Here is a 15,720-nt window from a genome sequence, read left to right on the forward strand (position 1 = left end):
CTTCGTTTCGTTCAGTTTTCAAGGAACGATGATGGAGCCTATCGGGATCGAACCGATGACCTCCTGCGTGCAAAGCAGGTGCTCTCCCAGCTGAGCTAAGGCCCCATGTGGCCGCTATCGGGAAGACAGGATTTGAACCTGCGACCCCATGGTCCCAAACCATGTGCTCTACCAAGCTGAGCTACTTCCCGTTAACGCGCTCGAGAGGATTCGAACCCCTAACCTTCTGATCCGTAGTCAGATGCTCTATCCAATTGAGCTACGAGCGCAAGTGCCGAGGGCCGGACTCGAACCGGCACGGTAGTTACCTACCCCAGGATTTTAAGTCCTGTGCGTCTGCCAATTCCGCCACCCCGGCTAAATGGGCAAATAAATGGAGCGGAAGACGGGACTCGAACCCGCGACCCCCACCTTGGCAAGGTGGTGTTCTACCACTGAACTACTTCCGCTCGAACCAACATGCGGGTGAAGGGACTCGAACCCCCACGCCCGTAAAGGGCACTAGACCCTGAATCTAGCGCGTCTGCCAATTCCGCCACACCCGCAAATCAATTGTGGTGAGCCATGGAGGACTCGAACCTCCGACCCTCTGATTAAAAGTCAGATGCTCTACCTACTGAGCTAATGGCTCATAGTGATCATAACACTCTAAGTACTGACGAGTTCTACCTGCCTCTTCCTCTACGAGCTGTTTCAAGGAAGCTTGGTGCGTCGAGGCAACTCGCAGTCAACTCGAAGATGCATCGCTCGTTGCTGAGCTAATGGCTCATATCGTATTCACATAAATGCATAAATGGTGGAGGATGACGGGATCGAACCGCCGACCCCTTGCTTGTAAGGCAAGTGCTCTCCCAGCTGAGCTAATCCTCCACGGAATTGCCTAGCAACGACCTACTCTTGCAGGGGCGCTGGCCCCAACTACCATCGGCGCTGGAGGGCTTAACTTCCGTGTTCGGGATGGGAACGGGTGTTTCCCCTCCGCTATCATCACTAGGCAATCAACAGACAAGTTATATTATAATTACATTTATTTGTTTGTCAATAATCCTTTGTTTTTAACAACTGTTCTATTGTTTCAACGTGCTATCATAATATAACACATTGGAGAATGTTTGTCAACTCGCTTTGTTGCACCTGTTTTTTGTGAAAACGACGATTTTCATTTTACATAACTAAAATTTTAAAGTCAATAGTTTTTTTACACAGATCGTCCCCTGCCGTTTTTCTTTGCAGGGGACGATCATGGTTATTTATGGCGCATTTGTGGGAAGAGCAGCACATCACGAATGGACGGCGAGTTGGTCAAGAGCATAACTAAGCGGTCGACGCCGATGCCAAGCCCGCCTGTCGGCGGCATGCCGTATTCGAGTGCTTCAAGGAAGTCCTCGTCCATTTCATGCGCTTCATCGTTTCCTTGTTCACGCTCTTTCAGCTGCGCCTCGAAGCGTTGGCGCTGATCAATCGGGTCGTTCAGTTCGGTAAAGGCATTGGCATGTTCGCGCCCGACGATAAACAGCTCAAATCGGTCGGTAAAACGCGGGTCGTCCGGATTTTTCTTGGCCAACGGTGAAATTTCAACCGGATGGCCATAAATGAACGTCGGCTGGATGAGATGGGACTCGACTTTTTGTTCAAAAAACTCGTTGACAATATGGCCAAACGTCATGTGGGGAGCGACTTCCACGCCATGTTCTTTCGCCAGCTCCCGCGCCTCTTCGTCGCTCATCTGCTGCCAGAAGTCGACGCCGACATATTCCTTGATTGCGTCAACCATATGGAGGCGCCGCCATTCAGGCGTTAAGTCAACGATATGTTCGCCGTATTGAATTTTCGTCGTTCCGAGCACTTCATTCGCAATGTGGGCGATCAAATTCTCGGTCAGTTTCATGATGTCGCGGAAATCGGCGTACGCCTCGTACAATTCGAGCATCGTAAACTCCGGATTATGGCGGGTGGAAATGCCTTCGTTCCGGAAAACGCGGCCGATTTCATACACCTTTTCCAAACCGCCGACGATGAGCCGTTTTAAATGGAGCTCGATGGCGATTCGCATATAAAGGGTCATATCCAATGCGTTATGATGCGTAATGAACGGACGCGCCGCAGCACCCCCAGCCACAGCGTGCATCATCGGCGTTTCAACTTCCAAATAGCCATGGCTGTCAAGATACCGCCGCATCGATTGGATGATCAAACTGCGAGTAATGAACGTCTTCTTGCTTTCTGGATTCATGATTAAATCGAGATAACGCTGGCGATAGCGTTGCTCGATATCTTTCAAACCGTGGTATTTTTCCGGCAATGGACGTAGCGCCTTCGTCAAAAATTCGTACGACGACACTTTGATGGAAAGTTCACCGACTTTTGTTTTAAACATTGTGCCGCGCACGCCGACGATGTCGCCAAGGTCGGAGATTTTAAACAGTTCGTACTGTTGTTCGCCGACATCGTCTTGGCGGACGTAAATTTGGATTTGCCCTGTAACGTCTTGGATGTGGGCAAATCCCGCTTTGCCTTTGCCGCGCTTTGTCATGATGCGGCCGGCGACGGCGACTTCAATTTGCTTTTCCTCCAATTCCTCTTTCGATAAATCGCCGTACAGCTCGAACAGTTCTTGCGCCTTATGAGTGCGCTCGAACCGCTTGCCAAACGGGTCGACGCCTAATTCTTCAATTTTTTTCAGCTTTTCCCTGCGGACGCGCAGTTGGTCGTTCAATTCTTCGTGACTCATAGCTCATTCACTCCATTTAGCGATTTTTTACGAAAAATACTGCCAGCGCCCGCTGGCAGTTCTCCGCTGCATGAACATCGTCCCTGTTGTGCGACATACTCCCACCTTCTACGCTAATGCATGGAAGATGGGGGCTTCTCAGATCATCCCATCCTATGCCGGGAAATGGACCGAGCGATCCCCGTGCGCCCCACGGTTCGATCATCGCCTTCGGTTGCACCTAACCGAAACTCCTCTCCCGCTTTCACTTTGTTTTGAAGTGGGAGACTTCTTTCGGAGCGATGTTAAACGGCTTCGGCGTTCGCCGCTGCTTGGACTTCCGCTTCTTCCGCCACGCGAAGCAACAGCGCGGCCAGTTCGTCCCGCGTTTCGCATTCATTGATGGCGTTGCGGATTTTCGCTGCACCGCGAATACCCTTTAAATACCAAGCAGCGTGTTTACGCATTTCTTTCACGGCGATATACTCGCCTTTTAAGGCAATCAACCGATCCAAATGCAACAGGCAGACGTCGATTTTTTCCCGCGGCGTCGGTTCCGGAATGAGCTCCCCAGTTTCTAAATAGCGGACCGTGCGGTAGATCATCCATGGGTTGCCAAGCGCCGCCCGTCCGATCATGACACCGTCGACTCCTGTCTCTTCCAGCATCCGTTTGGCATCTTGCGGCGTTTTGACGTCGCCATTGCCGATGACTGGGATGCTGACCGCTTCTTTCACTTGCTTGATGATGTTCCAGTCCGCTTTTCCTTCATACATTTGCACCCTTGTCCGTCCATGAACGGCGACGGCCTTCCCGCCGGCGCGCTCGACGGCTTGAGCGTTTTCGACGGCGTAAATGTGCTTTTCATCCCAACCGATCCGCATTTTCACCGTGACCGGTTTTTCCACGGCATCGACGATCGCGGCAACGACATCATAGATTTTATTCGGGTCAAGCAGCCATTTCGCTCCAGCGTCGCAATTCGTAATTTTCGGCACTGGGCAACCCATGTTAATGTCGATGATATCGGCATTCGTATTTTTATCGACAAATTTCGCCGCTTTGACGAGCGTCTCTTTCTCGCCGCCGAAAATTTGCAAGCTGATCGGCTTTTCCCGTTCATCAATATATAACATGTTTAACGTCTTTTCGTTGTTGTATACGATTCCTTTGTCGCTGACCATCTCCGCGCATACAAGCCCGGCGCCGAATTCTTTGACGGTCAGGCGGAACGCAGAGTTGCATACGCCTGCCATCGGGGCGAGCACGACACGGTTTTTAATTTCGACATCGCCGATGCGAAACATCGCAGATGCCTCCTTTCTACTTGTTTGATTCGAGTTTCGGCGGAGACAGCTCCTCTACCGATATGTTCAGCCGTTCGGCAATTTGTCCAACGAGTGAATCGGACGGCATTCGGTTTCCGCGTTCAATTTCACCAAGAATCGATACAGAAATGCCAAGTTCTTTCGCCAGTCTTTCTTGCGTATATCCCTTCAACTTTCGAAAAGCGCGAATACGTCTTCCCCATCTTTCCGCTTCCATACATGAACTCCTTTTTTGTCAGGTAGTCGGTCAATGATGTCGATTAACGGCTCGGAAAGGTTCGGTATTGTCACATGAGAGTTGACTTCCAACAACGGGATGAGCACGAACGCCCGCTCCGCCATGCGCGGGTGCGGGATCGTCAGTTGCTCTGTTTCAATATTTTCATGATTATACAGCAAAATGTCAAGGTCTAACGTTCGTGGCCCCCAACGAATTTCCCTTTTCCTCCCAAATTTTCGTTCGATTTGCTGGGTCACGTCAAGCAAGGCAAACGGCGACAACGTCGTCGCCACCTCGATCACCATGTTTAAAAACTTGCCTTGATTGACGTAGCCAACCGGATCAGTTTCATAAATCGATGAGCTGGATGTGATAAAAATTTCTTTATGATGATAGAGCGCTTCAATGGCAGAACGCAAATAGGAAACACGATCTCCAAGGTTAGAGCCTAAAGCGAGATATGCAATGTTTTCCATTTAACGACCCCTATCAATTTCGACTGCGACATATTGATAATGGCCGCGAATCGGCGGATTCGGCTTTGTCACTTTGACAATGCAACGCTGAACAACAGGAAAGACGGCGAGCAAGTCGGCAGCGATCGCTTCAGCGACCGCCTCGATCAAGGCAAACGTCCGCTCTTCCACGATCACCCGGCAGTGCTCGTACACATCGGCGTAGTTGACGGTATACTCAAGACGATCGCTCCGCCCGGCGGGCTGCAAATCGAGCTCCAACGTCACATCGACCAAAAACCGCTGACCAAGGATGTTTTCTTCGCGAAGCACCCCGTGGTAACCGTAAAATTCCATGCCGTGCACGTAGATTTTATCGATGGCCGCTCTCTCCCTTCCCAAGCATGGCATCCATCATTTTCACCATGCGAGCAATCGGCAATACATCGTGGACGCGGACGATATGCACGCCTTTGACGATGCCGAGGCAAACGGTCGCTCCCGTCCCTTCCATCCGTTCCTCAACTGGGACATTGAGCACATGGCCGATAAACCGTTTGCGCGATGTACCGAGCAAAAGCGGATAGCCAAGAGCGGCAAATTCGTCAAGACGGCGCATCACTTCCAAGTTATGCTCGACCGTCTTGGCGAAGCCGATGCCTGGGTCTAAAATAATGTTTTCCTCTTTCACACCGGCTCCTTTGGCAATGCGAATGCTTTCCTGCAAATCAGCGATCATGTCGGAAATTAAATCGCGATACGCCATATCGCGGCGGTTGTGCATTAAAATAATCGGCACGCCGTACGTGGCGGCGACGCGGGCCATATCGGGATCAGCTTTTGCTCCCCAAACGTCGTTGATCATGTGCGCTCCCGCTTCGATCGCTTGCCGAGCGACCTCTGCCTTGTAAGTGTCAATGGAAATGGGTACGTTCACCGCCTCAGCGATCGCTTTGACCGCTGGGATGACCCGGCGCAGCTCTTCATCGAGCGGCACTGGATCTGCCCCCGGACGAGTTGATTCACCGCCGATGTCAATGATGTCTGCTCCTTCCGCCACAAGCCGCTTCGCGTGCTTGACCGCGTTTTCCACGTCGTAAAACCGGCCGCCGTCGGAAAACGAATCGGGCGTAACGTTGACAATGCCCATGATCAACGTTTTTTTGTTTAAGTCAAATTCATGCCCGCGGCATTGAAACCGAAGAGGGCGCATCGATGTTGTCATCAGTCGTTCATCCTTTCCGCCAATTCATTCCTCGTCCATAACTGATGGGCCAAGCGCCGGTAATGATACTGCAGCGCCTGAACCACCGGGCCGTTTTTTCCTTGGTAGACGCAACGGCCAATGCGGAAAAGGGGGACAATTTCCTGCACAGAGTTGGTGATAAAGGCTTCATCCGCCTGCAACAGATGGGACAGCGGATAGGCCCCTTCTTCAACGGGAATGCCCAACTGTCTGAGCAATGCGATGACGAATTGTCTTGTGATGCCATTTAATATGCCGACAGCCGGCGCTGGCGTGTAGACAACGCCGGCTTTCACCCAAAAAATATTGGAAACGATCCCCTCCGCTACCGCCCCATCTGAATTCAAAAAAATTCCTTCCGCATGAGGTCGATGTCCGAGCTCCCATTTCCCAATCATATTGTTTAAATAATGGTGCGACTTTAGTCGCTCCTGGCCTTCCGGGCTGTTCCGCCTTGCCGCGAGCACCACCCCTTCTTTTCCTTCCGGAGGGACGGGCGGCGGAAGCGGCTTCATATAGACGATGACGGTCGGGCTTCGGTAATTTTCGATCGGCAAGCCGAGATCGCCGACCCCGGCCGATACATTGAAGCGCACATACGCGTCGCACAAGCCATTGGCCTCGAGCAACTGCTCGATGATCGCCACCGCTTCAGCGCGGCCGAACTGCCTTTCGATGTGCAGCGCAGACAGCCCTTTGTTCAATCGCGCCAAATGATCGTCAAGCAAAAACGGGTGGCCGCGATACGTGCGGAATGTTTCAAATAAGCCGAGCCCATATAAAAACCCGTGATCAAACGCTGACAACTGAGCCTCCTCGCGCGGAACGACCGCGCCGTTGATATACACGTACATGACCGTCACGCCTTTTTATATGTGTCGATAAAATTTTTCAACAGCTGCATCCCATGGCTGGTCATAATCGATTCCGGGTGAAACTGCACGCCTTCCACCGGCAGCGTTTTATGGCGAATGGCCATCACTTCCTCCTCTTCCGTCCAAGCCGACACGACGAAACAGTCCGGAAGCGTCTCTCTCTCGACGATCAGGGAATGGTAGCGCGTGGCCGTAAACGGGTTCGGCACGCCGCGGAAAATCGTCTCCCCATCATGGTAGACGGACGATGTTTTCCCGTGCATCAGCCTTGGAGCGCGGACGACGCGGCCGCCGAATGCCTGGGCGATGGCTTGATGCCCGAGGCAGACGCCGAAAATGGGAATTTGACCGGCAAAGCGATCAATGACTTCTAGGCTGACCCCTGCCTCATTCGGTGTGCACGGACCGGGGGAAATCATGATAAAATCGGGGCGGAGCCGTTCGATTTCAGCCACCGTAATTTCATCATTCCGTTTGACAATCAGCTCTTCGCCCAACACGCCCAAATATTGCACCAAATTGTACGTAAATGAGTCGTAGTTATCAATCATGACGATCATCATTCTCACCTCATGCTCGGAAATAATGCCTCTGCTTCGCTCAGCTCTTTCGCTTTCCAAAGGGCGGCCGCTTTCTTTATACATTCCTTGTACTCATGCTCGGGATTGGAGTCGATGACGATGCCCGCCCCTGCCTGTACATGCGCCAATCCGTCTTTGACGACCATCGTGCGAATGGCGATGTTGAGCTCCATGTTTCCTTGAAAATCGATCCAACCGATCGAGCCCGTATACAAGCCGCGGCGAACCGGCTCCAGCTCTTCAATAATTTCCATTGTTCGCACTTTTGGGGCGCCGGTGATCGTCCCGCCGGGGAACATGGCGCGAATGACGGAAAACGCATCGTGCTCCGGCGCCATGGTGCCGGATACGTGAGAAACGATATGCATCACATGAGAATACTTTTCGATAGTCATCCATTCGTCCACCCGAACCGTCCCGTAGGCACAGACGCGCCCAAGGTCATTCCGTTCGAGATCAACGAGCATGGCGTGCTCAGCCCGCTCTTTTTCACTCGCAAGCAACTTGCGGGCAATTTGTTCATCCTCTGCCGCCGTCCGACCGCGCGAACGTGTGCCGGCAATCGGCCGCGTCTCAAGGCGCCATCCCCGCTTGCGGACGAGCAACTCCGGCGAGCCGCTGACCACTTGAAACTCCGGGGTGTGCAAATACGCCATATAAGGGGATGGATTTAGAGCCCGCAACTGTTTGTAGACGGCAAATGGGTGTGTCAACAGCGGCTGCGACTGGCGCACCGATAGATTGACTTGAAACACGTCGCCCGCCGCAATATAGCGCTGCACGCGGCGAACCGCCTCCATAAACCCCTCTTTTGTCATTGAAACAGACGGCGCAGCTGCCAAGGCAGCAAGCGGCCAAATCAACGCTTCATTCCGGTCCTCGAGCCACATCCGCGCATGCCGCGCCAGCCGCCGGTTTGCTTCGCTTTCCTCCCCTTCATTCGCGTAGGCAAGCAAATGAAGATGTTCCGTTTGGTGGTCATAAATCGCTACGTCGTCAAAGAGGAAAAAATACAGAAACGGCAGCTGCAAATCATCTTGCGCGAGCACCGGGAGCCGTTCTAGATAGCGAACCGCATCATAGCTAATGAAACCGATCAGCCCGCCTTGGCAAGGCAGCGGGTCGCCTTCATTCGGCACGGCGAACCGCCGAAACCATTGCCGGAGCCTTTCAAACGGCGGGCCATCGAGCACCGTTTCACCCCCGCGCTGCTTGATGATGAGCCGCCGCTCATCAGCGCGGATCACTCCGATCGGGTCAAGGCCGATAATGCTGTACCTTCCCCCTTGGCCGCTCTGAAGCAACACATGATGAGGCCGGCTATAGGCCAGCTGTTCGTACTGGCGGAACCAATCCCGTCCGCGATAGTCGATCGTTCGTTTCAGTCGCCTGCGCCGCTGTTCCATCTTCGTCAACTCCTTACGATGTCCGTTACTTTATATTGTACAATGATTGTCCGCCTCGGTCATCATTCTCGTAAAAAAAATTCGACAGGGTTGCCCCTGCCGAAAAAGCTGCTTAGTCTTCAAATTGATAAAGAGGCGTGCTCAAATAACGTTCGCCGTTGCTCGGGATGATGGCGAGCACTTTTTTCCCTTTGCCGAGCTCTTTCGCCACTTTCAATGCCGCGTGAATCGCAGCGCCAGACGAAATGCCGCCGAGAATGCCTTCCTCGCGAGCCGCGCGGCGGGCCGCCGCAAACGCTTCTTCCGTCGTTACCGTAATCACCCCATCGTAAATGCTCGTGTCCAAAATATCTGGAACAAAGCCAGCGCCGATCCCTTGGATTTTGTGCGGACCTGGCTTTCCTCCCGACAAGACCGGGGAATCGGCCGGTTCAACGGCGTAAATTTTAATGTTCGGGTAAGCCTCACGCAACACTTTACCTGCCCCCGTGATCGTTCCGCCTGTGCCGACGCCGGCAACGAACGCATCAAGCTGGTCGCCCATTTGCTCCACGATCTCTTTCCCGGTCGTCAAGCGATGGATTTCCGGGTTCGCCTCGTTTTTAAATTGCTGCGGCATAAAGTAGCCGTGCTCGCGGACGAGCTCTTCCGCCTTTGCGATGGCTCCGCGCATCCCTTGTGCGCCCGGTGTGAGCACAAGCTCGGCTCCATACGCCCGCAACAGGTTGCGGCGTTCCAAGCTCATCGTATCCGGCATGACCAATACCGCCTTATACCCTTTCGCCGCCGCGACCATCGCCAAACCGATCCCAGTGTTGCCGCTTGTCGGCTCAACGATCGTGTCGCCCGGCTTCAGCTTGCCTGCTTTTTCCGCCGCCTCAATCATCGCCAACGCAATCCGGTCTTTGACGCTGCTGCCCGGGTTCATAAACTCCAACTTCAAATATACATCCGCGCTGTCTTCATCTACGATGCGGTTCAGTTTCACAGCCGGCGTATCGCCGATCAATTCGGTGATCGAGTTGACTGTGCGTGCCATGATTCCACCTCTAATCCCCATTAATTTTATCGACTTTGTCTCCAATGTATCAACTATTGGCGTAATTGTCAATCATTTTACTGTTTTCATTCTTTTTTTGCGAGTTGTTTCAGCTGTTCCAACTCCGCTTTGTCGAAATGGTATGTTTCATTGCAAAAATGACACGAAGCCTCTGCCTGTCCTTCTTTGTCCATGATGTCTTGAATTTCCTCAGGCCCTAAGCTGATAAGGGCGTCAGCAATCCGCTCACGCGAACAGCGGCAGACGAATGACACCGGCATCGTTTCCAGTACACGCACGCCGCCATCGCCCAACAGCTGTTCGAGCATTTGCTCCGGCCCGAGCCCGCTTTCAATCATGCGCGATACGGGCGGAATTTGTTTCAACCGCTCTTCAATGCGGGCGATCGTACGCTCTTCCGTTCCGGGCATTAACTGGATGATAAATCCTCCCGCCGCCCGAATCGTATGGTCGGGATTGACGAGCACTCCTACACCGACTGATGACGGAATTTGCTCGGACGAAGCAAAATAATACGTAAAATCATCGCCGAGCTCCCCGGAGACAAGCGGCACTTGTCCGGTGAAAAAGTCGCGCAGGCCTAGATCTTTCACGACCGTCAACATCCCATTTTTGCCAACCGCCCGCGCCACATCAAGCTTCCCGTGCTCATTCAGCTCAAAATGCACATGCGGATTCGTTACATAGCCACGCACTTCCCCTTTGGCGTTGCTGTCGACCAAAATGACGCCAATCGGGCCGCCGCCGTCAATTTTAATCGTCAACGTTTCCTCGCCTTTCAGCATCGCTCCCATCATGACGCCAGCGGTCAACGCCCGGCCGAGGGCCGCTGAGGCGGTCGGCCACGTTTGGTGGCGGCGTTGCGCTTCCGCAACCGTCTCCGTTGTCCTTGCCGCATAAGCCCTCACTTGTCCATCATAAGCGAGCGCTTTCACTAAGTAGTCTCCCATGATTCACCAAGCCTTTCATCCCTTTTTCTCCGTATTTTTCTCATACAACAATTTCAGTCCTGTCAGCGTTAAAAACGGATCCACGACATCAATGACGTCCGACTCGCTGGCAATGAGCGGAGCCAGACCGCCAGTAGCAATCACCTTCGGCGGAATTTTGCTTTTGGCCTTCATTCGCGATACGATGCCTTCCACCTGTCCAACATAGCCGTATAAAATGCCCGCTTGCATGGCGCTGACCGTATTTTTGCCGATAATATCATCCGGGCGGGCGATTTCAATGCGCGGCAATTTCGCCGCCCGCGCAAACAGAGCCTCTGTCGAGATCATAATTCCCGGGGCAATGGCCCCTCCCATATATTGTTTATGTTCATTAATATAACAATACGTCGTTGCCGTGCCGAAATCGACGATAATCAACGGACTGCCGTACAAGTGGATGCCGGCGACCGCGTTGACGATCCGGTCGGCGCCCACTTCGCGCGGATTATCATATTTAATGTCGAGCCCGGTTTTAATGCCCGGACCGACAACAAGCGGCTTGATATGGAAATATTTTAAGCACATGCGCTCAAGAGCGAACATGATCGGCGGCACGACCGAGGAAATGATGATGCCTCGAATGTCGGAAAACTGCAAGCCGACATGGTTCAAAAGCGCCTTCACCGTCATCGCATATTCGTCTTCCGTTTTCGCCCGGCTCGTTTCAATGCGCCAATGATGTTTCAGTTCGTCGCCGTCATACACCCCTAACACCGTGTTTGTGTTGCCGACATCCAATACAAAAATCATCGCTTCATTCCTCGCTTTTCCTCGATAAATTCCCTTTCTTTATCATATCATACTTGTAGAAAAAAAACTGTTCTTCTTTCCTTGGGCCGCCGGCAAAAAAAAGATGCCTCCGAACAGAGACATCGATTACTCCTCTTTCTTTTGGATGTTGATTTTCACATCGCTGCCTTTATCAATTCCATCACGCTCATTGCGTTCCGGCGGCAGCGTGCCATGTTCAAACAAATGTTTAATTTGCTCCGCATCGAGCGTCTCGACTTCCAACAAGGTATTGGCGATCAAATCCAATTTATCGCGATGCTGGGTCAAAATTTGTTTTGCTTTTTCGTAGCATTCTTTAATGATGCGCTGAATCTCTAAGTCAATCTCATAGGCGATTTTGTCGCTGTAGTTTTGTTCGTTATGCAAATCTCGGCCTAAAAACACTTGCCCGCTCGGTTGGCCGAATTGCAGGGGGCCGAGTTTTTCGCTCATGCCAAACTCCGTCACCATCCGGCGCGCGATGTTTGTCGCCCGCTGAAAATCGTTATGAGCCCCCGTGCTCACCTCATTGAACACAATTTCCTCAGCGACGCGCCCGCCAAGCAATCCAGTGATTTTATCCATTAATTCGGCTTTCGTCATAAAGTAGCGGTCTTCTTTCGGCAGCATGACCGCATAGCCGCCGGCTTGGCCGCGCGGCACAATCGTCACTTTATGCACCATTTCCGCATCGGCGAGCACCATGCCGATCACCGTATGGCCGGCCTCGTGAAACGCGACGATGCGCCGTTCTTTTTCCGAAATGACGCGGCTCTTTTTGGCCGGTCCGGCAATCACCCGGTCCGTCGCCTCATCGATGTCGCTCATATCGATTTTCTTTTTGTTGCGGCGCGCAGCTACAAGCGCCGCTTCATTGAGCAGATTTTCCAAATCGGCGCCGGAAAACCCAGGCGTCCGCATCGCGATTGTCTTCAAGTCAACCGATTCATCGAGCGGCTTGTTGCGGGCATGCACGCGCAACACCGCTTCGCGCCCTTTTACGTCCGGGCGGTCGACGGTAATCTGCCGGTCGAAGCGACCTGGGCGCAACAGCGCTGGGTCTAAAATGTCCGGCCGGTTCGTCGCCGCGATAATAATGATCCCTTCGTTGCCGTTAAAGCCGTCCATTTCCACAAGCAGTTGGTTGAGCGTCTGCTCACGCTCGTCATGGCCGCCGCCAAGACCGGCGCCGCGCTGGCGGCCAACGGCGTCGATCTCATCAATGAAGATGATGCACGGCGCATTTTTTTTCGCCGTCTCAAACAAGTCGCGCACCCGCGACGCCCCGACCCCGACGAACATTTCCACGAAATCCGACCCGCTGATCGAGAAAAACGGCACGCCCGCTTCTCCAGCAACCGCGCGCGCCAATAACGTTTTCCCCGTTCCCGGCGGCCCAACGAGCAATACCCCTTTCGGAATGCGGGCGCCAAGTTCCGCAAACTTGCGCGGATCTTTTAAAAACTCGACGATTTCCACCAACTCTTCCTTTTCCTCATCTGCCCCAGCCACATCGCGGAAGCGGACTTTCCGCTTGTCATCCGTATACAGCCGCGCCCGGCTTTTGCCGAAATTCATCACTCGGCTGCCGCCGCCCTGTGCCTGGTTCAAAAGGAAGAAAAACAAAATAAAAATAATAACAAATGGGATGATGGAAGTAAAAAACGTCACCCATCCGCTCGTTTCATCCGCCGGCACCACTTCCACCCTTGTTCGCGCCGCCGCCGCATCGATGCGATCAAGCACTTTGTCGCTGTTCATGACGTAGGTGGAAAAGTACTGCCCTTCGCTATATGTTTTCAACTGACCTTTGATTTCATATACGCCGCGCTCCGGCTTAATGGAAAACGACTTGACATCCCCGTTTTCCAGATGAGTGATGAACGCATCGTACGTCATCGGCTCCGTTCGTTGGTTTGTGCCGTTAAAAAAGCTGACGACGCCGATCACGACGAGAAAAATCAGCAAATAAAAGATGGTATTGCGGAAAATCCGGTTCATTTCTTGCCTCCTCCCATATGAAACACACTATACTCAATACTATCATAGAAATTTGTTTAAATACAAACAATTCGGCCGTCGCCCAGCAGCCGTTCTACTTTTGGTACACTTCCGGCTTTAAGACACCGATAAACGGGAGGTTGCGGTATTTTTCCGCGTAATCGAGCCCGTAGCCGACGACGAATTCATCCGGGACGGTAAATCCGGTGTAATCGGCTTGAATGTCCGCCTTCCGCCCAGACGGCTTGTCAAGAAGCGTGACGATTTTGATCGAATTCGCCTTCCGGTAGCGAAACAAGTCGACCAAATAGCTGAGCGTCAGTCCACTGTCAATAATATCCTCAATGATCAAAATATCCCGTCCTTCAACAGATGTGTTCAAGTCTTTGACGATTTTCACTTCGCCGGATGACACGGTCGCATTGCCATAGCTTGATACGTCCATAAAATCCATTTCCAAATATGTATCAATATGTTTCAGCAAGTCAGCCATAAACGGCATCGCCCCTTTGAGGACGCCGACAGCGAGCGGAAAACAACCGTCATATTCTTTCGTTAACAAACCGCCGAGTTCTTTGACTTTTGCCTGAATTTCCTCTTCCGTGATCAACACTTTTTGAATATCGTCTTTCATCCCCATCTTTTTTTCCTCCTAGTTGTTCATCGCCTGATAGTGCAGCAAAATATAGCGGGCTTGCCCACGATTTTGCGCTTCCAAAGCCGATTTTTTCAAGCCGGGCACCCAAAGGATGCGGCCATCCGCATCTTCGACAATCGGCCAGCGATCCCTTTCCATCCGTGGAATTTTCGCTTCAATGAAAATTTCTTTCAATTTTTTCGTGCCTCCCGTCCCCTTAAGCGCCATCCGGTCGCCGCGCCGACGCGTCCGCACCCGAAGCGGCAAGGAGACAGAATCAGGATCCACGATGAACCAATCATTCCCGGCCTGCTTTCTTGGATAGTGTTCCCCAAATTCACTGATGATTGCATAGCCGTTTGGGAGGGGCAATAGCGCCGGAACCGGCAGTTCAAACCAATAGCCTTTCTCGCCGCTTTCTGCGTCAAAGGTAAACAAACAGCGGTCGTACGAACGGATCACTTTGAGCCCTTTTGGCAGATCGATCATTCCGGAAGGACGGCCGCGCTCACAAAGCATCAGTATATGACCGATATGTACGGAAGTCAATGCCGGCGGAACCCCGCCATAAAGACGGAGAAGCAGCAGCTGCAACACCCGACGCTGCAGCGGTCTCGGCAGCGCCAAAAATGGTCTGATGGAAAGCGCCGCATCGCGATGTTGTTTTTCCATTACTTTATTCAGCGCGTCCGCGGCTAATTCCTCCAAAAATTGCTCATCTTCCGCCATCATTTCGCTGTATTGCTGAAACCGCTCGTGCAAGCGCGGATTTTCCTGCCGCAGCAACGGGACGATATGATGGCGAAACCGGTTGCGTGTATAATCGTCTTTTTCATTGCTCGGATCGCGGCGCGGAGACAGCCCCATCTGCCGGCAATACGCTTCAATCTCTGCCCGGCTGACAGCCAAAAACGGACGGATGAGATAGCCGCCGTGAAACGGCCGTTTGACGGGAATGCCAGCGTATCCTTTGCTTGTGCTGCCGCGCACAAGCCGCATTAAAATCGTCTCCACTTGATCGTCGCCATGATGACCTACGGCGACGTACCCGGCTTGATGCTTTTCCATCAGTTCGGCAAAAAAGCGGTAGCGGCAGATCCGAGCCGCCTCTTGGGCGCCGAGGCCCGTGCGGCGCTGAAAGGCCGGAACGTCGATTTGCGCGGTCTCACATAAAATACGGCGCTCCACGCAAAAACGTTTCACAAACTCCATCTCTTCTTCTGACTCCCGCCCGCGAAACATATGGTCAACATGGGCCGCTATGACCTGAAGCTTCCACTCATCGCGCAGCGACAAAAAAACGTGCAGCAACGCAAGGGAATCCGGCCCTCCGGAGACGCCAACGATGACGGCCGCTCCTTCTGAAAGCAACTGATGCCGGTTGATAAAGGCGCGCACTTTGTCGATCATCCGAGTCAACCTCTTTGCGTTTCTTTCA

The 15,720-nt window shown here is 52.7% G+C and carries 15 protein-coding genes, 8 tRNA genes and 1 rRNA gene; all 24 read right to left on the reverse strand.

Features of this window, described 5'->3' with window-relative positions; translation table 11 throughout:
- Positions 1-32: 32 nt before the first annotated feature.
- Positions 33-105 (reverse strand) — tRNA-Ala (locus N685_RS0104635).
- Positions 106-117: 12 nt separating this feature from the next.
- Positions 118-191: transfer RNA gene (locus N685_RS0104640), tRNA-Pro, on the reverse strand.
- A gap of 4 nt (positions 192-195) precedes the next feature.
- Positions 196-269, reverse strand: a tRNA-Arg gene (locus N685_RS0104645).
- 3 nt (positions 270-272) lie between these two features.
- A tRNA-Leu gene (locus N685_RS0104650) sits at positions 273-358 on the reverse strand.
- A gap of 16 nt (positions 359-374) precedes the next feature.
- Positions 375-449, reverse strand: a tRNA-Gly gene (locus N685_RS0104655).
- 11 nt (positions 450-460) lie between these two features.
- Positions 461-545 (reverse strand) — tRNA-Leu (locus N685_RS0104660).
- A gap of 10 nt (positions 546-555) precedes the next feature.
- Positions 556-631, reverse strand: a tRNA-Lys gene (locus N685_RS0104665).
- 163 nt (positions 632-794) lie between these two features.
- Positions 795-870: transfer RNA gene (locus N685_RS0104670), tRNA-Val, on the reverse strand.
- Between the two features lie 8 nt (positions 871-878).
- Positions 879-995, reverse strand: a 5S ribosomal RNA gene (rrf, locus tag N685_RS0104675).
- 251 nt (positions 996-1,246) lie between these two features.
- Positions 1,247-2,731 carry a lysine--tRNA ligase gene (gene lysS / locus N685_RS0104680; RefSeq protein ID WP_031406266.1) on the reverse strand — a complete coding sequence of 495 codons (1,485 nt, stop codon included), beginning with the start codon at positions 2,729-2,731 and terminating at the stop codon, positions 1,247-1,249.
- 284 nt (positions 2,732-3,015) lie between these two features.
- Positions 3,016-4,017, reverse strand: coding sequence for a tRNA dihydrouridine synthase DusB (dusB, locus tag N685_RS0104690; protein ID WP_031406271.1), 1,002 nt, complete (start codon positions 4,015-4,017; stop codon positions 3,016-3,018).
- 16 nt (positions 4,018-4,033) lie between these two features.
- The gene (locus tag N685_RS0104695) at positions 4,034-4,255 is read right to left on the reverse strand and encodes a helix-turn-helix domain-containing protein (protein WP_031406273.1); all 222 of its coding nucleotides are present in this window, start codon (positions 4,253-4,255) and stop codon (positions 4,034-4,036) included.
- A complete protein-coding gene (gene folK / locus N685_RS0104700; protein ID WP_031406275.1) occupies positions 4,207-4,734 on the reverse strand; it encodes a 2-amino-4-hydroxy-6-hydroxymethyldihydropteridine diphosphokinase in 528 nt (175 codons plus the stop codon). Before folK ends, N685_RS0104695 begins: the two co-directional genes overlap by 49 nt.
- Positions 4,735-5,094 (reverse strand): dihydroneopterin aldolase, encoded by a 360-nt coding sequence (gene folB / locus N685_RS0104705; protein ID WP_305040730.1) that lies wholly within the window; start codon positions 5,092-5,094, stop codon positions 4,735-4,737.
- The gene (gene folP, locus N685_RS0104710) at positions 5,087-5,938 is read right to left on the reverse strand and encodes a dihydropteroate synthase (protein WP_031406279.1); all 852 of its coding nucleotides are present in this window, start codon (positions 5,936-5,938) and stop codon (positions 5,087-5,089) included. Before folP ends, folB begins: the two co-directional genes overlap by 8 nt.
- Entirely contained in the window at positions 5,938-6,813 is an 876-nt protein-coding gene (gene pabC, locus N685_RS0104715) for an aminodeoxychorismate lyase (RefSeq protein ID WP_031406280.1), read from the reverse strand. The genes folP and pabC overlap by 1 nt, the downstream gene beginning before the upstream one ends.
- A 5-nt stretch (positions 6,814-6,818) precedes the next feature.
- Positions 6,819-7,394, reverse strand: a complete 576-nt coding sequence (gene pabA / locus N685_RS0104720) for an aminodeoxychorismate/anthranilate synthase component II (RefSeq protein WP_031406283.1) — start codon at positions 7,392-7,394, stop codon at positions 6,819-6,821.
- Between the two features lie 5 nt (positions 7,395-7,399).
- Entirely contained in the window at positions 7,400-8,821 is a 1,422-nt protein-coding gene (locus N685_RS0104725) for an anthranilate synthase component I family protein (RefSeq protein WP_031406285.1), read from the reverse strand.
- A gap of 112 nt (positions 8,822-8,933) precedes the next feature.
- Complete coding sequence (gene cysK / locus N685_RS0104730) at positions 8,934-9,860, reverse strand: cysteine synthase A (protein ID WP_011229580.1); 927 nt, start codon at positions 9,858-9,860, stop codon at positions 8,934-8,936.
- An 86-nt stretch (positions 9,861-9,946) separates the two neighbouring features.
- Positions 9,947-10,831, reverse strand: coding sequence for an Hsp33 family molecular chaperone HslO (gene hslO, locus N685_RS0104735; protein ID WP_031406288.1), 885 nt, complete (start codon positions 10,829-10,831; stop codon positions 9,947-9,949).
- A 15-nt stretch (positions 10,832-10,846) separates the two neighbouring features.
- Positions 10,847-11,623 carry a type III pantothenate kinase gene (locus tag N685_RS0104740; protein ID WP_031406290.1) on the reverse strand — a complete coding sequence of 259 codons (777 nt, stop codon included), beginning with the start codon at positions 11,621-11,623 and terminating at the stop codon, positions 10,847-10,849.
- A 126-nt stretch (positions 11,624-11,749) separates the two neighbouring features.
- Positions 11,750-13,645: an ATP-dependent zinc metalloprotease FtsH gene (gene ftsH / locus N685_RS0104745; protein ID WP_031406292.1), complete on the reverse strand. Its 1,896-nt coding sequence runs from the start codon at positions 13,643-13,645 to the stop codon at positions 11,750-11,752.
- 94 nt (positions 13,646-13,739) lie between these two features.
- Positions 13,740-14,285, reverse strand: coding sequence for a hypoxanthine phosphoribosyltransferase (gene hpt, locus N685_RS0104750; protein WP_031406294.1), 546 nt, complete (start codon positions 14,283-14,285; stop codon positions 13,740-13,742).
- A gap of 12 nt (positions 14,286-14,297) precedes the next feature.
- The gene (gene tilS, locus N685_RS0104755) at positions 14,298-15,692 is read right to left on the reverse strand and encodes a tRNA lysidine(34) synthetase TilS (protein ID WP_031406297.1); all 1,395 of its coding nucleotides are present in this window, start codon (positions 15,690-15,692) and stop codon (positions 14,298-14,300) included.
- Between the last annotated feature and the right edge of the window lie 28 nt (positions 15,693-15,720).

It is taken from the genome of Geobacillus vulcani PSS1, assembly GCF_000733845.1.
In the GTDB taxonomy this organism is placed as follows: domain Bacteria; phylum Bacillota; class Bacilli; order Bacillales; family Anoxybacillaceae; genus Geobacillus; species Geobacillus vulcani.